General features: G+C 48.6%; 19 protein-coding genes. 13 read left to right on the plus strand and 6 right to left on the minus strand.

Annotated elements, in window-relative coordinates; genetic code table 11:
- Positions 1-56: 56 nt before the first annotated feature.
- From C557_RS0105300 to C557_RS0105310, 3 genes are all read right to left on the minus strand, one after another.
- Positions 57-1,109, minus strand: coding sequence for a LacI family DNA-binding transcriptional regulator (locus tag C557_RS0105300; RefSeq protein ID WP_018750797.1), 1,053 nt, complete (start codon positions 1,107-1,109; stop codon positions 57-59).
- 281 nt (positions 1,110-1,390) lie between these two features.
- Positions 1,391-2,305 carry a hypothetical protein gene (locus C557_RS0105305; protein WP_018750798.1) on the minus strand — a complete coding sequence of 305 codons (915 nt, stop codon included), beginning with the start codon at positions 2,303-2,305 and terminating at the stop codon, positions 1,391-1,393.
- A 256-nt stretch (positions 2,306-2,561) separates the two neighbouring features.
- Positions 2,562-3,452 carry a C40 family peptidase gene (locus C557_RS0105310; RefSeq protein WP_018750799.1) on the minus strand — a complete coding sequence of 297 codons (891 nt, stop codon included), beginning with the start codon at positions 3,450-3,452 and terminating at the stop codon, positions 2,562-2,564.
- Between the two features lie 99 nt (positions 3,453-3,551).
- Between C557_RS0105310 and C557_RS0105315 the strand changes: the two genes are divergently transcribed.
- Together C557_RS0105315 and C557_RS0105320 are read left to right on the plus strand one after the other, a co-directional pair.
- The gene (locus tag C557_RS0105315; protein WP_018750800.1) at positions 3,552-4,814 is read left to right on the plus strand and encodes an MFS transporter; all 1,263 of its coding nucleotides are present in this window, start codon (positions 3,552-3,554) and stop codon (positions 4,812-4,814) included.
- 91 nt (positions 4,815-4,905) lie between these two features.
- Positions 4,906-5,898 (plus strand): aldose 1-epimerase, encoded by a 993-nt coding sequence (locus C557_RS0105320; RefSeq protein ID WP_018750801.1) that lies wholly within the window; start codon positions 4,906-4,908, stop codon positions 5,896-5,898.
- A gap of 104 nt (positions 5,899-6,002) precedes the next feature.
- On the opposite strand, the gene C557_RS0105325 is transcribed toward C557_RS0105320, so the two are convergent.
- The gene (locus C557_RS0105325) at positions 6,003-6,359 is read right to left on the minus strand and encodes a LytTR family transcriptional regulator DNA-binding domain-containing protein (protein ID WP_018750802.1); all 357 of its coding nucleotides are present in this window, start codon (positions 6,357-6,359) and stop codon (positions 6,003-6,005) included.
- A 174-nt stretch (positions 6,360-6,533) separates the two neighbouring features.
- Here C557_RS0105325 and C557_RS0105330 point away from each other — a divergent pair, with 174 nt between their 5' ends.
- Positions 6,534-7,616 (plus strand): lactonase family protein, encoded by a 1,083-nt coding sequence (locus tag C557_RS0105330; RefSeq protein ID WP_018750803.1) that lies wholly within the window; start codon positions 6,534-6,536, stop codon positions 7,614-7,616.
- 169 nt (positions 7,617-7,785) lie between these two features.
- A complete protein-coding gene (locus C557_RS0105335; RefSeq protein ID WP_018750804.1) occupies positions 7,786-8,856 on the plus strand; it encodes an AI-2E family transporter in 1,071 nt (356 codons plus the stop codon).
- Between the two features lie 64 nt (positions 8,857-8,920).
- On the opposite strand, the gene C557_RS0105340 is transcribed toward C557_RS0105335, so the two are convergent.
- Positions 8,921-9,439, minus strand: a complete 519-nt coding sequence (locus C557_RS0105340) for a hypothetical protein (protein WP_018750805.1) — start codon at positions 9,437-9,439, stop codon at positions 8,921-8,923.
- A gap of 157 nt (positions 9,440-9,596) precedes the next feature.
- On the opposite strand from C557_RS0105340, the gene helD reads away from it, so the two are divergent.
- The 4 genes from helD to C557_RS0105360 all read left to right on the plus strand — a co-directional run bounded on the left by helD (position 9,597) and on the right by C557_RS0105360 (position 14,583).
- A complete protein-coding gene (helD, locus tag C557_RS0105345) occupies positions 9,597-11,966 on the plus strand; it encodes an RNA polymerase recycling motor HelD (RefSeq protein WP_018750806.1) in 2,370 nt (789 codons plus the stop codon).
- 77 nt (positions 11,967-12,043) lie between these two features.
- On the plus strand, positions 12,044-13,318 hold the full coding sequence (locus tag C557_RS0105350) for a bacillibactin exporter BcbE (protein ID WP_018750807.1): 1,275 nt from the start codon (positions 12,044-12,046) through the stop codon (positions 13,316-13,318).
- A 157-nt stretch (positions 13,319-13,475) separates the two neighbouring features.
- Positions 13,476-14,156: a ribose-5-phosphate isomerase RpiA gene (gene rpiA, locus C557_RS0105355; RefSeq protein WP_018750808.1), complete on the plus strand. Its 681-nt coding sequence runs from the start codon at positions 13,476-13,478 to the stop codon at positions 14,154-14,156.
- Complete coding sequence (locus tag C557_RS0105360; RefSeq protein WP_018750809.1) at positions 14,149-14,583, plus strand: GNAT family N-acetyltransferase; 435 nt, start codon at positions 14,149-14,151, stop codon at positions 14,581-14,583. The genes rpiA and C557_RS0105360 overlap by 8 nt, the downstream gene beginning before the upstream one ends.
- An 84-nt stretch (positions 14,584-14,667) precedes the next feature.
- On the opposite strand, the gene C557_RS0105365 is transcribed toward C557_RS0105360, so the two are convergent.
- On the minus strand, positions 14,668-15,345 hold the full coding sequence (locus C557_RS0105365; RefSeq protein ID WP_018750810.1) for a tetratricopeptide repeat protein: 678 nt from the start codon (positions 15,343-15,345) through the stop codon (positions 14,668-14,670).
- Positions 15,346-15,493: 148 nt separating this feature from the next.
- Here C557_RS0105365 and C557_RS0105370 point away from each other — a divergent pair, with 148 nt between their 5' ends.
- The 5 genes from C557_RS0105370 (at position 15,494) to C557_RS24675 (ending at position 23,197) form a co-directional block, all read left to right on the plus strand.
- Positions 15,494-16,195 (plus strand): glycoside hydrolase family 73 protein, encoded by a 702-nt coding sequence (locus C557_RS0105370; protein WP_018750811.1) that lies wholly within the window; start codon positions 15,494-15,496, stop codon positions 16,193-16,195.
- A gap of 57 nt (positions 16,196-16,252) precedes the next feature.
- Complete coding sequence (locus tag C557_RS0105375; protein ID WP_018750812.1) at positions 16,253-18,718, plus strand: GH39 family glycosyl hydrolase; 2,466 nt, start codon at positions 16,253-16,255, stop codon at positions 18,716-18,718.
- Positions 18,719-18,969: 251 nt separating this feature from the next.
- Positions 18,970-21,009 carry a beta-glucosidase gene (locus tag C557_RS0105380; RefSeq protein ID WP_018750813.1) on the plus strand — a complete coding sequence of 680 codons (2,040 nt, stop codon included), beginning with the start codon at positions 18,970-18,972 and terminating at the stop codon, positions 21,007-21,009.
- 36 nt (positions 21,010-21,045) lie between these two features.
- The gene (locus C557_RS0105385; RefSeq protein ID WP_018750814.1) at positions 21,046-22,404 is read left to right on the plus strand and encodes a glycoside-pentoside-hexuronide (GPH):cation symporter; all 1,359 of its coding nucleotides are present in this window, start codon (positions 21,046-21,048) and stop codon (positions 22,402-22,404) included.
- Between the two features lie 202 nt (positions 22,405-22,606).
- Entirely contained in the window at positions 22,607-23,197 is a 591-nt protein-coding gene (locus tag C557_RS24675; RefSeq protein ID WP_018750815.1) for a hypothetical protein, read from the plus strand.
- The last annotated feature ends 279 nt before the right edge of the window (positions 23,198-23,476 follow it).

The raw sequence follows: 23,476 nt of genomic DNA on the forward strand, positions 1-23,476 counted from the left end.
TTTAGTCAAATACACACTCCATCCACCTTGAAGGGGAGGGAGGTGCCGTAATACTGTTACTTGGCGGGGGGCTTGCAGGAGTCTCTCACCTCCAAGCGGGTTGGAAAGCTGATAGTACTGAAGGCAGGCTGCTTTGTTTCGCACAACTCGATCACCTTCAAAACGGCCGCCTTGGCCATTTCGTCAACGGGAAGACGGACGGTGGTTAGCTTTGGGGTGATCCTTGAAGCCAACTCAACATCGTCAAAGCCGATGACGGATAGCTGATCGGGTACGCTTATTCCACGCTCTGCAAACGCTCCCATGGCAATCATGGCCATATCGTCGTTGGAACAAAATAGGGCCGTGGGCAGGGAATCTTGATCCACCAGTCTATGCGCTTCACGGTGGGCACTTTCTTTCAGGAATTCCCCTTCCAGAATGTATTCATCCCGTAGCGGCAAACCGTATTTGTCAAGCGTGTGTTCAAAAGCGAGATAGCGTTCGCGACCCGAATGTGTGTTCATGCGGCCCTTCATAATCCCGATTTCACGGTGTCCCAGCTCAATGAGATACTCAATGGCCTGAACCGTGCCCTCATAGTCCATAGAATTAATGATGGCCAGATGATTTTTATTCAGACGCTCGGCCATAATTTCAGAAATGTCGTAATCAATCAGCACCAGGGGCGCATCTTGTCCGACCATCTCTCGAACCAGCTCGATGTCCTTCTGCGTACCTACAAGAATCCCGCCGTCAATCCGTTTTTGCTGAAAGGCTTGCTTCACCTTCTGGAAGTCGCCAGGCGAATACACCGTATGAATCAGTACATAGAACCCGCGGGCATTGGCCGTGTCAACGACCATGTCGACAATCGGGGCGAAGTAGCTGTTCTGGTAAATCCGGCTGGTATCTTCCTTCTCGGTCATACTGATGGCGAAGAGACCAATCGTATCCGTTCGTTTGCCTGCGAGCGCTCTGGCGAAGCTGTTAGGCTCGTAATGATGCTGCTCGATCACCTGGAGCACTTTAGCTTTCGTAGCCTCTGGAACATTCGGATAATTGTTGATGACCCGTGATACGGTACTGCGGGACACCCCGGCTAATTTTGCTATATCTTCGCTGCGCATAAGGTTGTCCCCACTTTCGTAAACGCGCGTTTATATCGTTATTGTAAGACATTGCCTACAAATAATCAATGAATAAAAATTTTATCATAATTGTTCAAAAGGGCAGCTTTTCAGCACCAAGAAGGTTGGATGAAGCTAGGGACTGAGTAGCGGAGCATACGTAGTGGGTACGTGAGCAACGGAAGTCCCGGGTGAATTCAAGATTCGACGCCAAATCTACTTCCAGAATCGTTTCGTGATCAAAAGCTGACTTTTTGAACTACATCTAAAAAATAAGGCGGCTATTCGGCCGCCTTGGGGATAGACTCCAGATATTTCTTGATCATATGGAGGGCTTTATCTTTATTTTGAATATCAGCACGCAAAGAGACGATCACTTCAGAGCCGCTTAGAGGCAACTCATCGAGTAAAGTGCTGTCGGATATGTCGATGCCGTACAAATGCTCGGCGCCATCGTCTTCAGATATGGCCTTGACCATGTTGTCTTCTGTCAATAGGGGCTGAAGTTCTCCGGCGGCATCTTCATCGAGGTTATAGAAGGCTCCGCCACCACCCAGCCAATCAAAGGAAGCCTTGTCGGTAATATAAATATCCGGACTTGATGTTGCCACAACAGCCATAGCTTTTTGCTGATAGGCAATATCAGCACTTCCGGCCTCACCTTGAAGCGGAAGATACACCAGTTCAAGCTCCAATCTCTGAAATTCGGGAATCTGGGCGGTCATGGCTTGTTCCAGTGCAGGTGTTCCCCCCGCAGCCTCATCGGCCATATAGTTGCCAATCATCAGGATGGACAGATCGATGGGAGGGAGGGCGGCGAGGCGTTTCTGTTCCTCGCGATGATCCAGATAGGCTGTGGTTCCATAGATCAGAGCAGCGATCACCACCAGCCCAATGATGACATAATGCTTGTACAACCTGAAGAAATCATCCATTTTCTCGGCAGGTCCGGCCAGCTTGCCCCACTTGCGAAAGCGCTCGCGGCTCATCTCGGCAATTTTCCCTTGCTTCTCAGCCTGTACAATTAATTTGTACGCTTCAAGCTTGCGTTCGTTTTGCGCTTTGTCCTGTGCACTTATGTTGCGAGAGCGGGATTGGCGTAGTAGAACATCAGCTACCCGCTCAACCTCCTCGCGAGAAGCATTTTCAGGTAGACCCAGCAGCTTGTAGGCCTGTTTCAATTCGTCCTTGTTCATCTCGTTCTCCCCTAGAATTCATTCCATTTTATATGTACAAATATTATATAGAAAATGGCGCTTACATTCATTATACTTTGTATTTGAAGCGAAGGGAAATTCCCTTTAAGTGCGAGTTCAAAAAGTCGAATTTGCAGGACCGAGGCTTATGCTTGCGATGACTTTTTGAATTACTTCATCAAGAAACGAAAGAAAAAGCCGGAAGGCTCCAGGCTTCCGACTCCTTTATTGAGGTTCAGCAAACTGTTCATGTGGACTAGCGAATGCGTTTCATAGAAATGATCACATCGTTCCAATACCCTGAGTCCATCGAACTGATCTGTACCCCGGGATCACCCCATGTGTGGATAAATTTACCGTCTCCAATGTAGATGCCGACATGTGCGGGGATGTTATCCGTTTCAAAGCGGCCCGGAACGGTGAAGAAGATCAGGTCACCCACTTGCAGATTGCTGCGGCTGACTTCACTGCCTTCCTTAGCTTGATCCCGAGCCAGTCGCGGGAGATTTTGCCCAAAGCGCTGGAATACATGACGGGTGAACGAAGAGCAGTCAAAGGTTTTGGATTGCTCATAGGATGCAGCCCCAAATTCATAAGGAACACCCAGGTATTGCTTGGCATACGATACCATCGCTTCACGATTTTCGGCAACACCAAACGCGGCAAAACGATTACTATCGTTATATGAGGGACCTGCCTGATCTTGCAGGCGAATCGTTCCCAGTTCCAAGGCACCGCTGGTCGGATTAATGCTGGCGTTGGTGTGAAGGAGAGCCGCTACGGCCTCTGTAGTCATATAAAGACGGCCATTCTCGCGGATTGGTGCTTCCGGCAGCGAGAGTGGAGAGCCAAAGGATACGGCATGCTTGTGGCCCTCGTAAACCTCAAACATGATGTCCGTGAAGCCAAGTCTTGCAGCATTAGCTGTTTCCATAATTCGCAAATCCAGCGCCTGTGCCACCTGCTTGACAGGAATCCAGGTTGTCTCGCCGATGACCTTGGCGTTTTTCGTATCTGCCGCCAGCAGGCCGCCGCCCCGGGAAACAGAGCTGGCGCGAGGATGGTCCTGCTGTCCGCAGGCCCCCATTAGGGGAACCAGAATAGCTAAACTGAGGCATAGTAGAGTTGCTTTTGCAGCATTGCGCATACGTCAGTGCACTCCATTCATCGGAATTGTTCATTCATTTGAAGTATGCAGAAAAGTTGGTATTACTATTCGGTCAATAACAAAAGGAGTTTCGACATCATGCGGAGCAGCGTGAAAATCAAGACGTTAATGGGACGCAAGACCTCCCGGCAACGCCGGAATCTGATGATTGCAACCTGGGAGGGTGCGCCCTCCACCATTTTCCAAACCCTGCTGGGCGGTCAATTTCTGACGGGCTATCTGCTATATCTGGGAGCGAGTTCTGCTCAAATCGGGTTTGTGCTGGCCATTACGACCTTTGTCAATATCGCTCAGATTGCTGTGGCCTTTCTGATTCAACGATTGGCAAGTCGTAAGTGGGCACTGGTGCTGGCGATTGCCTTTAACCGGATCCTTTGGTCCTCCACAGGACTTGTTCCGTTTCTATTTCCGGAGCGGTATTGGGTGGCCGCATTTATCGGCTTGTATATTGTTTCGTTCATGTTCAATACGGTAGGGGCGATGTTATGGAACTCTCTGATTGGAGATATCGTGCCTGCACGGGTAAGAGGCAGGTATTTCGGTATTCGCAATACGCTGTTGAACGCGCTCAACACTGTGGTGATGTTTGCAGGCGGCATGATGCTGGATCATTTTCCCCAGTCCCGGGGTTTCCTGTACCTGTATATCATTATCTGGATAGCTGCCATAGCCAATATCGTCATCTTTATGTTTTATCCCGATGTGAAATTCGAGCGTTCTGCCGAGAGCAAGTTCCTCCCTATGCTGCGCAAACCGCTAAATGACAGCCTGTTTATGAAGGCGACCTTGTTTCTGGCCGGATTTCTGTTTCTGCAAAATATGGTCGTGCCGCTGTATTCCTATGTTATGCTCGAATTGCTTCATATTAATTATCAGACGATTTCACTGCTCAATGTCACGCAAACCGTGTTTATGATGGCAAGCTTTTATATCTGGGGTAATTTGAACGCTCGCTTTAGTAATCGTCGTTTGCTGTTCTGGACGCTGCCTTTGATTGGACTCTCGATTCTCTGCTGGGGAGGGTTGTCCTTCCTTCCGCAGCTGCCGGTATTGTTTGTTGCTCATGCCATATTTGGCGTGGGGGTGGGTGGCTTTAACCAGTTGGCCTTCAACTTTATCATCGGGGATACACCAAAGTCCGAGCGGCCGATGTATATGGCGATGTACGCAGCGGTAACCGGCGTTGCTGCCTTCTTTGGTCCGTTGCTCGGAGGACAGGTGTTAGTCTGGATTAAGCCTTGGCCGGTATGGACTCAGGTCTTCGGAATGCAGTTGATCGTTGGCATCAGTATGCTGCTGCTGACAATCACGTTAGGCCGCCGAATATTGCGTAATTCGTAGGAGGATATGTGATGGACAGGGGTGACTTCTGGCAATGCTTTAAGGTATATTACAAGTTGAGCAGCTAAGCATGAAGGGAGAGGTTAGTTCCATGACAGAAAGAAAAGCATACGAAGGAGCTTATCAAGGGGAAAAGGCAATCTGGCTTAAAGCCGGCCGTTATGAGGCCATCATGCTACCGGAAATCGGCGGTAATTTGATTGCTTTTCGCGATGTCGAAAGCGGTTACCGTTTTTTGCGTGAGCCAGAGGAACAGGAGATGGATGCCTTCAAGAGCAATCCCGGCATTCACGGCATTCCTGTCTTGTTCCCGCCTAACCGTTATGAAGATGGTTTGTTCCCATGGAGGGGCGAGGTATATCAGTTTCCGGTAAATGAAGCTTCCACGCAAAATCACTTGCATGGATTTTTGCATACTACGCCATGGGAAGTGGAGGATTTTGGACAGACTCCATACGAAAGCTATGTAACCGTGAAAGTAACGGTCAACCCACAGCATAAGGTGTATAAATATTTGCCGTTCTCCTTTACAGTAAAGCTGAAATATACGCTTAGCGATGATGGGCTTGCCCAGCAGCTGTTCGTGCGCAACGAAGGGGAAAACGAGATGCCTTGTCTGATTGCCTTTCATACCGCGGTGAACGCGCCGTTTGTTCCCGGTGGTAATGCGAAGGACTATCGCGTCAAGCTGACGCTTGGGCAACGCTGGGAGCTAAGCGATCGAATGCTGCCTACGGGTGCCTTCCAGCCATTGACCGCAGAAGAATACCAGATGCAAGGCGAAGGCGTTTATCCGTTCTTCGATTCTATGGACAATCATTATACAGCGGCGCCGCAAAATGGCAGAAATCGTATGGAATTGACGGATACCAAGGCCGGCGTAACCCTGGTATACGACGTAGGCACCTCCTATAAACAGTGGATGATTTGGAACAATGGAGCCAAGGAAGGCTTCTTCTGTCCTGAGCCACAGCTCAATTTGGTCAATGCTCCAAAAAGCACACTGCCAGCCGAGGAAATTGGTCTGTTCAGCTTGCAGCCCGGCGAGATTTGGGAAGAGCGCTCCCGCCTCTACGTCAAATAATTGCAGGGTATCCTGCTTGGGAGCAGGTGCAAATGAAAAAAGCAGCCGGCAGCCATCTGGAATGGCATGCATCGGGCTGCTTTTTACTTTGTTCGGAGCCACTGTCAGTTAATACCTGTAGTGACCTTGGCTGCTTGCGAAGGCATGAGCCGCTTCATCTGCTCCAGACTTCGTCTGGGTACATGAATGGTCTTAATGCCATGACGTTCATCCCGGAACAGCACCGCATTATCACGAATCTCTGACACTTGGGAAAGATTTACGTAGCAGTTGGCACTGATGCGATAAAAGGCAGGGTCCGAGATCAGCTTCGAGGTCTGTTCGGCGGATAGTCTTTGTTTAATGCTGTAATACCGTCCATGGAAGCAAACCAGTCCGTGAGCTCCAATCTTGAAGAAATATGTCTCATGTGGATTGAGGTCCGCATAGACATCCCTTTCTTTCAGTCCGACGTTCATCATTCCAAAACCCCCTTCAGAAGATGTTTTCGGAAGCGCTTACAGTATATCATATACAAGAAGATTTGGGTAGGTAACTACTGGAAATCTAAAATTTTATTTAAACTGGACTTTTTGGGCGATATACGAAAAAATAAAGAAAGGTTTTGAATTCGTTAAGATGGAGGAGAAGAAATCATGTCAGCATCATCAAATCAAAGATTATTATTATTTGTAGGGTCATATGCGGAGACGACAGACCCAGGCGTTTATGTATATGAGATGAACCCCGCCGATGGCAGTCTGAAGCTTCTTGATCAGGCCAGTGGCTTGAAGAACCCGACTTTTCTGGCAGTAGCTCCTGAGCAGGGCAAGGTATATGCGATCGGTGAAGTATCAATTGAGGGAGAACGCACAGGGGAGATTGCTGCACTTACCTGGAATGGAGATGCCGGGAAGCTGCGGGAATTGAATCGTTCGGTGACCATTCGCCCATCATCTTCTCATATTCAGCTTGATGGGAGTATGAGGTTTGCTGCGGTATCCGGCTATCATGGCGGGAACGTAGGCTTGGTTGCCATCGAGGCGGATGGCACGATAGGAAACTTGACGGATGAACAACAGCACACGGGGCAAGGAGCAGATCCGGAGCGTCAGGATCGCCCTCATCCGCATTCGGTTACGTTCAGTCCGGATAATCGCTATGCACTGGTTGCCGATTTGGGGCTGGACAAGATTGTAGTATATGCCCTGAAATCAGAGGAACGCCAACTGGTATTTCATAGCGAGGCGGCTACCCCTCCGGGGGCCGGACCACGTCATCTGGCTTTCCATCCGAATGGAGCCTGGCTATACTCCATCAATGAGGTGAATTCCTCAATCAGTGTGTTTAGCTATAATGGCGAGCAAGGGAAGCTGACTTTAATCGATACAGTTCCGACTTTGCCTGCGGATTATCAAGGCGAGAACACTACGGCGGAGATTGCGATCTCGCAGGACGGCCGCTATCTATACGGCTCCAATCGGGGACATGACAGTATTGTGCAGTTTGCCATTGATTCAGCAAGCGGCAAGCTGGAGCTGAAGAAGCATGTCTCCAGTCAAGGTGGTCATCCGCGGCATTTTGCCCTTACACCGGACGGACAATACCTGATTGCTGCGAACCGGGATGACAATGTATTGGCTGTCTTCAGCGTGGAACCAGAGAGCGGTGCACTGCAATTTACTGGCCAAACAGCCCAGGTATCCAAGCCAGTTTGTGTCAAGCCTGTACTACTGTAAAACCATAAGAAAGACTCCGTTAGAGCAATGGTTTGCTCTACGGAGTCCTTGTTGTTATGGTTCCATGAATCCACCTTTTACCTATTTTTATTGCAATGTGACATGGGCTCGCTTAAGATTAACGAAAGAGGCATTTAGATGAGAAAGACGAAGGAGCAGGTTGGGAATCATGACGTTTTTTAGGGAGCTTTTTCAAATGGCGGGTTTTCGCAGGGTTTTGGCTCTGCTGTTTGTCGTGCTGGTCTTGTACTTTGCTCGAAGCATGTTGAACATGCTGCTGATTACATTCATTTTGACGTATCTCATCAATCGGTTCCACAACTTTATCAGCCGCAAAGTAGATAAGGTTGTGCGAATTAACAGGACGATCTCCATCTTGTGCATCTATGCGATTATTATTACGCTTCTGGGGCTCACCATTTATAAATACATGCCTATCTTGTTGACAGAGATTACGGACCTGTTCAATCAGGTCATTTCCTTTTACTCCAACCCTCCGGTGCTTCCCGACAATCCGGTAATGAATTATTTGGTAGAATATATGCAGGATATCGACTTGTCCGCCTATATTCAGAACGGGTTTACCTTTGCTCTTAATACCTTGACCGATATCGGTGAGTGGAGCTTGAATCTCTTTATTGCGATTGTACTTAGCTTGTTCTTCATGCTGGAGAAGGAAAAGGTAACTAACTTTACGGCGAAGTTTAGAGAGAGCCGGGTAGGTGGACTCTTTAAGGAACTTGAGTATTTCGGACGCAAATTCGTTCAATCCTTTGGTAAGGTCATGGAAGTGCAGTTCCTGATCGCCTTGGTGAATGCCACATTATCGACCCTCTTTTTGTGGATTTTCGGGTTCCCCAATCTGGTGGCCCTGGCGATAATGATTTTCCTGCTCGGGCTGATTCCGGTCATGGGGGTTGTCATTTCGTTAATTCCTTTATGTGCGATTGCCTTCAAGATTGGCGGCTTAATTAAAATTGTGTACGTTCTGATCATGATTGCCGTCGTTCATGCTGTGGAAACGTATTTCCTGAATCCCAAGTTTATGTCTAACAAAACGCATCTGCCTATTTTCTATACGTTCCTGATTTTACTCGTTTCGGAGCATTTCCTTGGGGTCTGGGGGCTGATTGTGGGTGTGCCTATCTTCATCTTCCTGCTGGACATCGTCGAGGTTCCGGTGATGGGAGGCAAGCCTCTTATCTCTCCCAAGAAGACAGCCCCGTCCGAAGGGGAGTAACAAAATAACGTAACGGCGAAGCAAGAATTCCTTGCTTCGCCGTTTTTTGCTTCAAGGCTCTGGCCTAATGGGACATATGTCCCCAATTGATTTTGTTGTTTTGCGGCTGCTCTGCTCTAGGGGCGTTAAAGCGATCCTGCCAATTGCGATGAATGATTCTCTTAAGCTTTTCAGGCAAAGTGGACTTGATTTGAGCCGCTTTGACCTGATCCAGCTTGCCTTCGGCAACGGCTCCGTCGATATTGCGGTTAGCGGCTTCCATTAGCCGCTGCAAATATTCTTCTTCGCTCCAGCCCTTCTTCTCTTTCACAATCTGCATCAGCGTTTTGCCCTGTCTTAATGGCTCAATCAGCGCTTTAGGCTCCATGTTAAGCCATTCGGCGGTATCTTTAAAGATATGTCCACCGTGGATATGGGGAGGACGCTCCGGTTTGTGACTTTCCTTCGGAGCCGCCCCAGCGCATTCTTGAAAGGCTGTGTCTGCTTGGGCCTGGTCGGCACCTGCAGCAAGCCCAAGGCTTACGGTCAATAGCAAAGACAGGGCAAGCTTGCCGTGGAGGGCCGCTGTTTCTCGTTTGAACATAGACTTTTTCCACCTCTTCGTTTAAAATAATTTGGTCCTTGCCTTCCTCAGTCTTGACCAAAAGAGGGCAGGATATCTGAAAGAATGCTTAATATTTCATAAAATTTGAATCATGAATTGCGTTATCTTAATTTGTGTAATGGGTAGAGTATTAGAGATGTCATTCAAGGGAGCGATTCAGTTGGACAATACAGATCAAGCCTGGCAGGAGGAACAACGCCGCGTCGAGGAGGTTGCAGATCAAATCGATGCCCGTATCAAAAGGCTGGAGCGGGAAGTGGGCAGTGTTCGCGGGGATGTCGTGTCTATGCGGAAGGACTTCTGGGACGAGGTAACTGTAAATTTCAGCGAGGCCGATGATGTTGGAGAAACCTCCACCAGCCTGAGGCAGCAGTCCCAAGTGCTCTCGGAGCGGGAGAAGAGTCACCAGCACGCTTCCATCGCTTTGGGGAAGATGAAACGATTGAAACAATCGCCTTATTTTGCCCGCATTGATTTTGCAGAAGAGGGAGCGCCGGCGGAAGTGATTTATCTGGGCATCGCCTCCCTGCTTGAAGAAGGGGATGAACAGTTTCTGGTCTACGACTGGCGTGCCCCAATCTCTAATCTGTATTATGACAGCGTCCCTGGCCCCGCATCCTACGAAACGCCTTCCGGGACCATCTCCGGGACGATGTCGCTTAAGCGCCAATTCGTCATTCAGGGACGGAAAATCAAGCTGATGTTCGATACCGGGGTGACGATCGGAGACGAGATGTTGCAGCAGGTGCTTGGACGTAGCTCGGATGCGCAAATGAAAAGCATAGTGGCTACCATTCAGCGTGAGCAGAACAAGATTATTCGTAATGACCACAGCCGGATGCTTATCGTGCAAGGGGCGGCTGGCAGCGGGAAAACCTCGGCAGCACTGCAACGGGTTGCTTATTTGCTATATAAGCATCGCGAGGTACTGAGGGCGGATCAAATGATCCTGTTCTCGCCTAACCCGATGTTTAACAGTTATGTATCCACAGTCCTTCCGGAATTAGGCGAGGAAAATATGCGGCAGACGACATTCCAGGAGTATCTGGAGCATCGGCTGGGGCGCGAATTTCAGCTTGAAGACCCATTTGTACAAATCGAATATGTATTATCCGCTCCTGAGGACGAGACCTATTTGTCCCGGGTTGCCGGTATTCGTTATAAATCCTCCGTATCTTTCTTGGAGACGATAACTAGCTATAAAAAGCTGCTGGAGCAGCAGGGGATGTGCTTTAAGCCACTTCGTTTCCAAGGCAAACAAATCGTTGGTACAGAGGAAATTGCTCGCGAATTTTACGCCTTTGATCCGGCAATTCGCCTGGCTAACCGTTGTGAGTTATTGAAGGAATGGCTGCTCAAGAAGCTGGCTGCCTTCGGCAAATCGGAGCTGGACCAGCCCTGGGTGGAAGAGCAGATTCAATTGCTGGACACCGAGGAGTATCAACAGGCATACCGCCGGATGCGTCGCAAGCATCAAGGGAGAAGCCCTTCATTCAGCGATTATGAAGATGAGAAGACAATTCTGGCCAAAATGGTGGTCAGCGACCGCCTGAAGCCATTGCGTAAATGGGTGAAGTCACTGCGATTTGTAGATGTGACCCGCTTGTATACACAGCTATTCACCGAACATGACATGTTCCGTCTGGTAAGTTCAGGCCCTCTCCCGGAGCGTTGGGAGGAGATTGGGGGGCAGACGCTGGAGAAGATCGGACTAGGCGAGTTGTTTTACGAGGATATTACGCCATATCTTTACTTAAAGGAGCTGTTGCTCGGCTTTCGCTCCAACACCGATATCCGGCACGTCATTATAGATGAAGCCCAGGACTATTCGCCGTTTCAGTTGTTCTTCCTGAAGCGTTTATTCCCGCGGGCCAAAATGACAGCGTTGGGCGATTTAAACCAGGCGATCTACGCTCATGCTTCGGTGCTTCAGCAATCCTCTGTACTTAGTGATCTCTATGGTACGGAAGACAGCGATCTGATTACTCTGGAGCAAAGCTACCGCTCCACCCGGCAGATCGTTGAGTTTACAAGGGAGATGATTCCCGGAGGGCAAGCCATTATTCCGTTTAACCGGGAGGGTGAGAAGCCGGAGGTTCATCTTGTAGCTGGAGTGGAGGAACTTCATGCCTCCATGATTAAGAGGATAGGACAGCTTCGTTCGGACGGATTTGAATCCATTGCGGTTATTTGCAAGACGGCAGAGGAGAGCGAGAAAGTTCACGAGCGGCTGCAAAGCGAAATAACGGTGAAGCTGATTAAAAAAACAACCTTGTCTTTTGAGAAAGGCGTGCATATTATACCTGCCTATTTAGCAAAGGGTGTAGAGTTCGACGCAGTGCTCATCTATGACGGATCTGAGCAGAAATATACGCGTGAAGCGGAGCGCAAGCTGTTCTACACGGCATGTACCCGGGCTATGCATCTGCTGCGCATTTATTCGCTGGGAGAGCCAAGCCGGTTCATCCGCGAGGTGTCTGCAAGCACCTATACGCTCCGTTCTTAAGAATATATTTCATCAGAATGTACTACACTAACCAGGTCTGTTCCTAACGTACTATAGAAGGGTGGCCTGAAGGCTTCATGGTCAGCAAAAAGGGCGATATCATTGCTCTCGCGTCGATTCCGCTAATTATGACGCTGGGCAATTCCATGCTTATTCCGATCCTGCCACAAATCGCCAGAGAGCTTCACATTTCTTCATTTCAAGTCAGTATGTTGATTACCGTTTATGCGGTTGTGGCAATTCTGTTAATCCCGATAGCTGGATATTTGTCGGATAAATTTGGCCGTAAAGCGATTATTGTACCCAGCTTGATCATTGCCGGTGTTGGTGGCGCCGTGTCTGGCTCTGCGGACTGGTTCACAGATGGTACGACGCTGTATTGGGTTATACTGGGGGGGCGTTTTATTCAAGGGATTGGAGCAGCAGGAGCATTTCCCATCGTCATTCCCATGGTAGGGGATCTGTTCGATAATGAGGAAGATGTGAGCCATAACCTGGGGATTATCGAGACGTCTAATACGTTTGGCAAGGTGCTTAGCCCGATTCTGGGAGCATTGCTTGGCGCTTGGATTTGGTACGTTCCATTATTGGCCATCCCCATACTTTGTCTGTTTTCTCTGGTGCTGGTACTGACTTTGGTCAAGGAGCCGAAGGAGCGAAAGCAAGCCAAGCCTTTTGGCGAGTTTATGGAGGCGATCAAAAGGGTATTTCGGCAAAAGGGACGTTGGTTATACGCGATCTTCGCTATAGGCTGCATATCGATGTTCCTGCTCTTTGGCGTGTTATTTTACTTGTCAGAGCAGCTGGAGACCAAGCATGGACTGGTTGGCGTGATTAAAGGTCTGGTGCTGGCGATTCCCCTCGCTGCACTATGCTTGGCTTCTTATATCACCGGGAAGAAAATTGGCAAAAACAAGGGTTTGATGAAGTGGTCCGGGGTAGCTGGCCTGGTGCTTTCTACAGGGGCGTTATTTGGAATCGGTTTCTTCAGCAATATTTATTTTGTGATCGCTTGTCTGATTGTGTGTGGGGCTGGAATCGGTATCGTGTTGCCGAGCTCCGATGCGCTCATTACCGAAGGCATTGATCAGGAAATGAGGGGAACAATCACTTCCATTTACAGCAGCATGCGATTTATCGGAGTATCGGCCGGTCCGCCAATTATGTCCTTGCTGATGAAGGCGGGGCATATGACCATGTTTTTTGTGGTAGCCGGTGTATCGCTGGTGGCCGTCATTTTGCTGCTGCTTATGGTTAAGCCGGAGCAGGGAGAGGGTCATCCGGGGGATTCAAAGGACTCCAAGAAGCGGAAGCCACATGCGAAGGTAACTTCTCCGTTGCGGCAGGGGTAGAACGATGCATGCATGTCATGTATACATCCATAATGACAGCGGGTGGCCTCAGAGATCTGAGGCTCCCGCTGTTCTATTGTCCGGGCTTTTTTGGTATGATGGACGTGAATTATAAGTGCGTGTATTACAATTTTTATCAGCGTTGGAGGGGTAGACAATGAATGCCAAGCAAGCGGCGGGTTACCGTGCAGCGGAATGGGTCAAGGATGGTATGACCGTTGGACTCGGAACGGGTTCAACAGCTTATTATGCAATTGAGAGAATTGGACAACGGGTGGCAGAGGGATTGCAGATCCGGGCTATTGCCACTTCTAATGCTTCAGAGGAATTAGCCCTTAAATATCATATTCCTATCATTCAGGCGGCAGAGGTGGACCGACTGGACCTTGCGATTGACGGCGCCGATGAGGTCGATCCGCAAATGGCCTTGATTAAAGGCGGCGGAGGTGCCTTGCTGCGCGAGAAGCTGGTGGCCAAGGCCAGTGGCCGCTTTATCGTCATTGCCGACAGCAGTAAGGTGGTGCCGCATTTAGGAGCATTCAAGCTGCCTGTCGAGCTGGTTCCTTTCTGTTATGAATGGACATTAAAGGGGTTAAAGGCCCGTTACGGGGTTCCCTTCGAGATGCGGCGACGTGATGGAGGGCTGTACGTCACCGATAATGGTAATTATATTGCGGATGCGTCCTTTGGCCAAATCAGTGATCCGGGTCGGCTTAGTGAGGAATTAAAGGCAACGACCGGGGTCGTCGAGCACGGATTATTTGTGGGCATCGCCCATACTGTGGTCGTTGGATATGAAGATGGAAGGACGGATATCAAGGAGAGCAATCATGTTTAAATCAATCAAATCAAACCTGGACGAGCCTTCCATTCAAGAGCTGTTAGAATACGCTGTTGTCGACGATCGCTCCGTGGAGAACGTCATCGAGATGTACCGTTCCGAGGAAGATTGCAAGCTCTATGGCTATGAAGCAGAAGGGCAAATCGCGGGCCTGGTTGGCTACCGTGTTACGAAAGATAAAAGGGAACTGGAAATTCTTCACCTCGCAGTTCATCCTGCCAATCGCTATAAAGGGTACGGTCGTGCCCTGGTGCTGCTGTCATTAACGCAGGAAGAGCCAACAAGCGTAGTTGCTGTTACCGATGAGGAAGGCACTGACTTCTTCCGGAATATTGGCTTTGAGATTACCGGCTTCCGCGAGTCGAACAGCACCTTGGAACGGTTCCGCTGCGTCTACCAGGTAGACGAGCCGGAAGATGAATAGATTTTGAATTCACAAAAAAACGCTGTGTTCTCTTAGCCCTGAATGGCTAAGAGAACACGGCGTTTTTTGTGTTGGCTAGATTCATTACCCTAACGTATTACGTTTCATTGTACTGAGCCATGACCATTTACGTTCCTGGCGTTTCTTGTATTTCGGCAACGAACGATAGATGGCAATGGATTCGGTGTAAGCCTTGCGAGCTTCCTCCTTGCTTCCAAGAGACTGATACAGGCTCCCAAGCAAATAATATGCTTCGCTGGAGGAGGATTGAATTTCACCAAATTTGGCAGCGTAATGCAGCGCCTTCTGAGGGTCCTTCTCACGCAAAGCAGAAGCGAGACGAAGATAAGGCTGACCGTATTTGACCCGCTCATTCAGGGTAAGGGCCTGCAAAATATGCTGCTCCCCTTCTTCGATGCGGCCAAGTCCCAGCGCTGCCGTTCCAAGGTCGTCCCAGAATTCTGCGGAGCTCTCGGAAGCATCACGAGCTTCCAGAAGCAGTGCATGAGCTTCTTCAAATTTCTTGCGTTCGATTAGCAAGCGGGCAAGCTCACGCTTGGAAGAAACATCAAAAGGGCTTGCGGCCAACAGCTGGCGAAGCTGAGAAATCCGGCGGCTGCGCTTGAACGGCTTGCTGATACTGGGTAGAAGGCCCACATAACGCCGATCAATAAAATAGATGATTAGCAGCAGCACCAGGATGGCAATCAAGGGATTTCCGAAAAGCCAGGAAAGTAAAATAAACAGCATGAACTTGCTCATAAAACTCCTCCAACAGATCATCATGATTTACTAATTATACCACAGGGAGGCGAGTGGTGGGGAGAATGCGCTATTGGGGCAAGCGGCCAGGAAATTGGTCCATTCCTTTGTCCACTGAGGTACATAAGCTGTACAAGAGGTGACGCTTATGAACAGAAATGAGTTCGTCGCGGCTCTTGTTCCGGCGGCCACAGCTAATGCGGCCCGAAGCGGGATTCCGGCGTCCTTAATCCTGGCCCAGGCTATACTGGAATCCAATTGGGGGACCAGCAAGCTGGCAGTGGAAGCCAAAAATTTATTTGGTATGAAAGGGAGCGGACCTTTGGGGAGCGTCGTCTTGCCCACCACCGAATACCGGAATGGACAGCCGGTTCGGGTGAATGCCGCCTTTCGCAAATACCGCAATTGGACAGAATCTTTGGCTGATCATACCACGCTATTGTCGGCCAAGCGTTATGCCGCAGTAGTTAACAAATCCGGCCCTGAAGCGGCTCGTGCCGTGGCTGCCGCTGGATACGCTACAGACCCGCTATACGCAGGCAAGCTGATACGTTTAATGAGTGATTATCAGCTTACCCGTTATGACCCGCCGAAAGGAGATGATCCGATGACCCCGGAGGAGAAAAAGCAATTTGAAGCGCTCCGTCAGACGGTTACTTCGCAGGCCAAGCGGATTGCCGAGTTGGAGAAATTCACGCAGCCCGGTATTCCCGAATGGGCCAAGGAGGCTGTGGCTGCGGCAGTAAGCTATAGCCGAAACGAACCGCTGCTTAACAATCCCGAGCAAGGCAGCGTCGATTTCTATCGTTTGATCACAATTATGCACCGACGCGGGTTGTTCAACCGCTAAGTGTACTATTTTAAAGTTACCCGGTTGGTTATAATGAATAACTGTGGAGGTGGTGATTTGAAGCACACAGTTGCTCATATTCCCTATCAACCGGGATGTCCCTATTATTTTACGACCAATGATTTCTGTTCCGAGGCATTTCATCAACATGCCGGCCTGGAGCTTCTCTGGCTGATGTCAGGGAGATTGAAAGTAACGCTAGGCTCGCAAGACTATGATCTCCAGCCAAATGATTTGTTGTTAATCAACCACCTGGAATCCCATCGCCTTATCTCGCAATCGCAGGATGTCCGGTTTATCCAATTGCATATCGATAGCCTGTTCCTGTATGAGCATCACCCCAACTTTTATGACCTGATTTATGATCTAAAATCATTTAAAAATAGTCCTGATCATCAAAATGCCTACGATATTGTCCGTACTTTTATGAGCAGATGGCTGCTTATAGACAATACAGCTGAAACTGACGAGCCGCTTGGCGATGTCCTTCGGCTGTCCCGCTATTTGCTGCTTCGCTTCGGCAAGCCCCGCCCGCCAGAGGAATCTACTAATCGGGAAGCTCGGCGGGATCATCCCATCGTTCAGCATATTCTCAGTCTTGTAGAGCTGAACTTCAAGAGTAAGATGACTCTGAATCAAATTGCCGAACAAGAGCATTACAATTCATCCTATCTCTCTGATATTTTCAGAAGGCATGCAGGTATCACTTTTAAGACATATTTGGATGAGGTTCGTATACGATATTCTCTGTATTTGCTGCTGCATCAGGAGGCGTCCATTCTGAATATAGCGTTAGCCTCAGGGTTCAGTGATGAGAAGAGCTACTACAAGGCCATTAAATCAAAATATGCCTGTACACCCCTGCAGCTGCGAAGAAGCTATCAAGAAATGCCGCAGTCTGCGTTCTCCTTGATAGCTGCTTTGCCTGAAGAGCGCATCCGTCGTTACGCCTCCATGCCAATTGAACTGGACATGCTGGAGGATCATACACGGAAGATCCATCTAATCGAGAGTGTTCGAGCTGACGGATACGAACTGGAGCAGGTGTGGAACAAAATGATGAACATCGGTTCCGCAAATACCTTGTTGAATCAGAATATTCGAGATCAAATCCAAGAAATACAAGAGGATATTCCCATTGAGTATATGCGCTTTGAAGGAATCTTCAATCAAGAGATGGATGTGCTGCAAAAGGACAGGGACGGCTTTAAATTCAACTGGAAGTTTATTAATAATATCCTGGATTATTTGCGGGATATTGAGTTAAAGCCGTTTATTTGCCTGAGCTACATGCCCCCATTACTGGCTAGTAAAGGGACAAGCTTCTTCAACTATCAAGGCAATACCTCCCCGCCGAAGGAGATGCATGAATGGCTGGCTCTCGTTCAGTCCTTTATCACCAATTGCATTAACCGTTACGGTCTGGAAGCCGTATCGACCTGGTACTTTCAGATATGGACCGAGTTCCCTGTGCAAGATATTCATTGGAGTGGCACACTGGAGCAATATTTCGAGCTGTATAAGCAAACAGCCTTGCTAATTAAGGGGATATCGCCTTCTCTTAAGGTAGGACCAGCGGCAGAAAATTTTCATACAAAGGAACAGCCCTCGGAAAAGCTGCTGGAGTTCTGCCTGAATCAGAGTGTCCCCGTTGATTTCTATAGCTGCAATGTTTATCATAATCGCATTCATTTTGACCACTGGCAGCAGCAACCCGTCACGGGGCCGGTGGATATCCAGTCTATTCCGTTCCAATACGAGACGAAGCATCACACCAAGCGGGTATTAAAACGGATGTGGGATATGCTTGAATCGCGTTGTCCCAATAAGATTGAGTTTATTGTAACCAGGTGGAATTTGAGCTGGGATGTGACCCATATTCTGCATGACACGGCTTTTATGGCGACGTTTATTATAGATAATATGCTGGATGAATCGGCAGCTCATGCCAAGGCCATCGGCTTTCTGTCTGCTTCTGACATCCTCTATGAATGGGACATTAAGAATACCCCCTTTTACGGAGGAACTGGGCTGATGACTACGGAAGGCATTAAGAAATCGGCCTACTATGCCTTTGTGTTCTTGTCCAAGCTGGGAGGCACTGTATTTGCCAAGGGCAAAAATTATATGATGACGAGACAAGGCGAGAATATTCAGATTATTGTCTATAACCATACCTATTTGAACCAGTTGTTTGTCAAAGGGGAGGAAACGGGGCTGCCACCGTATGATATCTTCGAGGAATCGGAGGACCTCTTGTTCCATATTCATCTGCAAGATATATATGGTACCTATAAATGCAAGCAATACAGTCTGAACCGGCAGCACGGATCGGCTTACGATGAGTGGATTCGGATGGGAGAATATGTGGATTTGAATCATGAAGAAACGGAACATCTCAAGAGCATCTCCAGACCCTCGCTGCAATTAAGACAGGTTACGGTGAAAGGGAACTTTGAGCATGATCTGCTTGTGCCGGTGCATGGGGTAGAGTGCCTGATCCTGAACAAGCTATACAATTAGCGAGAAAGTTTTATAGTGGAGCCAAGATTTTCCCGGTATACATGGGGGAGAGTTCTTGGCTTTTTTATATTGAAGCGCATTCATAAAATAAGAATGCGCTTACTTTACTGGTGGAGTGCCCAAGAAAGAGGAAGGAAACGGGGGGGAATGTGGACTAAACTTAGCTTAACGATATTGATAAAGCCATCCAAGCCCAAAATGTAACCGGTTTTATGAATATCCTGAAACTATGGTGTAGGAGGACGAAATAGATGAAGGTCAATAAGCAAACTCGCTTGTCGTACACAACCAAGGCACAGGAAATTGTAGACCAGATGACCCTGGAAGAGAAAGTGTATCTGATGAGCGGAAGGGTATCCATGGAGGAAATGCTGGAGGATTTCAAGGTTAGACATTATAACTGGAGACCGTATCCTGCGGGCGGCAATGAGCGGCTTGCCGTACCGGAATTGAAGTTTGTTGACGGACCTCGCGGAGTGGTATCGGGCAACAGCACTTGCTTTCCGGTCTCGATGGCTAGGGGAGCAGCCTTCGACCCGGAACTGGAGGAGCGCATAGGGCGAGCTATTGGTCAAGAGGTTCGCGCCCAGGGCGGCAACTTCTTTGGCGGGGTATGCGTCAACCTGCCGTATAATCCGGGTTGGGGCAGAAGCCAGGAGGTATATGGTGAGGAATCATTTCATCTTGGTGCGATGGGGGCTGCCCTGGTTAAAGGCGTTCAGCAAGAAAATGTAATCGCTTGCGTAAAGCATTTTGCCTTTAACAGTATGGAATGGGCGCGCTTCAAGGTCAGTGTGCTGGCGGATAAGCGAACGGAACGCGAGGTATTTCTTCCACATTTCAAGGACTGTCTGGATGCTGGAGCAGCCAGTGTGATGAGTGCATACAACCTGTATCATGGGGTTCATTGCGGTCATAGCGACTACTTGCTAAATCAGGTACTCAAAGAAGAATGGGATTTTGATGGCTTTGTAGTCAGCGACTTTGCCTGGGGGATCAAGGACACGGTGGAAGCAGCCAACGGTGGAATGGATGTGGAGATGTGTCATACCAAATTTTTCGGAGATAAGCTGGTGGATGCGGTTAAGAACGGTCAAGTCAGCGAAGAGAAAATCAATCAGGCGGCGCTGCGCATTGTACGGACCCTGCTGGCCTTCGCTGAGGCGGATAACGATACGTACAACAAGGACCTGATCGCGAATCAGGAGCATATTGCTTTGGCCCTGGAGGCGGCAGAGAAGTCTATGACCTTAATGCAGAACGAAGGCAATGTGTTGCCATTCTCAAAGACAGGAATGAAGCGAATCGCTGTGATTGGAGCGCTTGGAGAGAAGGGCAATATCGGCGATCATGGCTCCAGTCGGGTATTTCCCCCTTATATTGTTACACCGCTGGAGGGCATCCAACGCTTGCTTCCGGATGCGGAGGTTGTCTTCGATAACGGTGAGGATGTAGAACGCGCCAAGCAGTTGGCAAGCTCGGTGGATGCTGTTGTGTTCGTAGCCGGGTACGACCATGATGATGAAGGTGAATCCGTAACAAATGAGGATGCCGACCTGAACGCGGGCGGAGACCGTCAGAGTCTGGGCCTGCATGCCAAGGATATTGACCTGATTAACGCCGTCGGACCGGTCAATCGGCAATCGGTTGTTGTGCTGATCGGCGGGAATATGATCATGATCGAAGACTGGAAGCATTCGGTGTCCGCCATTCTGATGGCCTATTATCCCGGGATGGAGGGTGGCACCGCTATTGCCAAAACCTTGTTCGGTGAAGTTAACCCGGGCGGCAAGCTGCCATTTGTTGTACCAACAAGCGAAGGGCATCTGCCACAAGTGGATTGGGATGCAAGTCAGATCAAATACGACTATTATCACGGATATACCAAGCTGGAGAAGGAAGGAATCAAACCTTCGCTGCCGTACGGCTTTGGCTTGTCGTACACCCGGTTTGCCATATCGGATGCTCAGTTCAAAGTGGAAAAGGATCAGATTATCGCCACTTGTCAGGTTAAAAACACGGGTGAGGTTACAGGAGACGAGACGGTGCAGCTTTATATTGGCTTTAGCAACTCCAGAGTGGATCGCCCGGTAAAAGTCCTGCGCGGCTTTAAACGGATTACGCTGGCTCCTGGCCAACTAGAAACCGTAGAAATCACCTGCCCAATCGAAAAAATTAAATGGTACAACCCTGCTGCTGGCGGATGGGAGCTGGAGCATATGGAATATGAGGTGTTCGTAGGCAACAGCAGTGACCAGAAGGATTTGATGCAGGGCAGCATCCGTTTATAAGATTTAGACAAATTGTTCCCATCAGGAGGATGCATTATGACAAGAAGAGAAGAATCAAGTCAAAAATTATCCTTGCTGGAAAAAGTGAGCTACGGTCTGGGAGATACGGCCTCAAATCTGATTTATGCAGTGGTTACGACATATCTGACCTACTATTTTACCGATGTATACGGCATTGGCGCTGCGGCTGTAGGTACGCTTCTGCTGGTAGCACGCCTTGTGGACATGATCGATAGCCCCATTTTTGGCATTCTGATTGATAAGACACATACAAAGTGGGGCAAATCGCGACCATGGATATTATGGTCCTGCTTTCCCTTTGCCATCGTAACGACGCTGCTGTTTATGGGACCCGAGCTAAGCGCTTCGGGAAAGCTGGCGTATGCTTACATCTTCTATATTGCCTCTAATATATTGTATACGGCAGTGAACAATCCGCTAACGACTTTGCTGCCGAGTTTGTCAAGTGATATTCAAGAGCGAACGGTGGCTAACAGCTTCCGGATGTTTGGCGGACAATTTGGCGGCTTGCTGGTGAACCTGACACTGCTGCCGCTGGTGGCCTTCTTCGGTCAAGGCGATCAGCAGAAGGGCTTCTTCCATACGATGATTTTGTTTGGTATCGTTGGGCTGATTATGTTTCTGATTACCTTCCGGAATACCAGGGAACGTGTTCAGGATAAATTGGGTGGGAAATCTCTACCTGTTAGAGAGAGCATCAAGGCGATCAAGGGCAATACCCCTTGGATCGCGGGAGTGTTGGTGGGTGTTGTCTTCTTTATCCTGTATGTGATTAAGTTGTCCTCGGGTATCTATTATATTACGTATAATCTGAATAAACCCGATATTGTCACTACGGTAAATACGCTAGGCTCGCTAACCTTGATAGGCATTGTCTTTGTCCCTATTTTATCCAAAAGGTATAGTAAGAAAACTCTGATGATTTTGGGCATGGCTGTTTGTATTGTTGGTCAGGTTATCATCTACCTAAGTGGGCAAAGTACCGCGATCGTACTGGCGGGAACGGTGATTGGGGCCATTGGCCTAGGCTTGCCTGTCGGTTTGCTGTTCGCTCTCATTGCAGATACTGTAGATTATGGGGAGTGGAAATCCGGGGTACGCGCTCAAGGATTGCTGGCTTCTACGGCTTCGGGTATCGCCATCAAGCTAGGCTCCGGCCTGGGGGGTGCCATTCCGGCTTGGCTACTCGCCGCCGGGGGGTATGTTGCTAACCAGACTCAAAGCGCCTCTGCACTTCGTATGATTGAAATCAGCTTCATTTGGCTTCCGATCTTGTTATGCGTTCTTTCCATACTTATTCTCGTATTCATGTACAAGTGGGAGAAACCGCATCATGAGATTTTGGCTGAACTGGAATTGAGAAGAGCTGGTTAGGCAGAGGCAATTCATGCTGAATTACAAACAAACTAACGGGGGCCGCGCAGTCAGCAGGTACAATTTTGCTGATTGCGCGGGTCCCTTTTTTGGCAGGCAATAGAGCATTGACAATCCCTCTGAAAACTAAAGAGAATCAAGTAGAATGATATAAAGATGTGTGCTAAAATGGCCTCATATAAGTGAATTAGGGAGCGGTATTATGAATAATGAGTTAAAGGAACTGTTGCATTCCGTTATTCGTGAGGAACTTAAACCCGTCAACGAGCAATTACATGAGCTTAGAGCAGAACAGCAAGTAATGAAGCAGGACATGCAAGAGATTAAGTCAGAGCAGCAGGTAATGAAGCAGGACATGCAAGAGATTAAGTCAGAGCAGCAGGTAATGAAGCAGGACATGCAAGAGATTAAGTCAGAGCAGCAGGTAATGAAGCAGGACATGCAAGAGATTAAGTCAGAACAGCAAGTAATGAAGCAGGACATGCAAGAGATTAAGGCAGAGCAGCAAGTAATGAAGCAGGACATGCAAGAGATTAAGGCAGAGCAGCAAGTAATGAAGCAGGACATGCAAGAGATTAAGTCAGAACAGCAGGTAATGAAGCAGGACATACAAGAGGTAAAAGAAGACATCAAAGATATTAAGGAAGATCAACACCTAATCAAACGCGCTGTTCTAGATACCAATGAACGTGTAATGCGAATGGAATCTGTCCTAGAGAATCAGCATAGAATTATTGAACTGCTTTCTACACGCTCCATCCAGCAAGAAGCTGAACTGAAGAGAATTAAGTAAGCATCCTGTCTTTTCGTAAATTAAATACTGTATAGAATAATACGGAGCCGAATATACAGGCTCCTTTTTTATGGCTTTATACAGGCAGGCATCCATGGGTATAAAAGATCCACTTGATGTTCAAAACCTGTGGCGATTTTTCCGTTGCCTTTGGAATAATTGGGCAATATATAGGGGGATGATCCCGAGCATTATCTGCTGTCTCCGATAAACAGAAATATAAAGGGTTTAGCACAAAATTCGTTTTAGTTTTATTAATCTTGCAATCCGCAGCGCTAT

The sequence above is a fragment of the Paenibacillus sanguinis 2301083 = DSM 16941 genome, assembly GCF_000374825.1.
GTDB lineage: Bacteria > Bacillota > Bacilli > Paenibacillales > Paenibacillaceae > Fontibacillus > Fontibacillus sanguinis.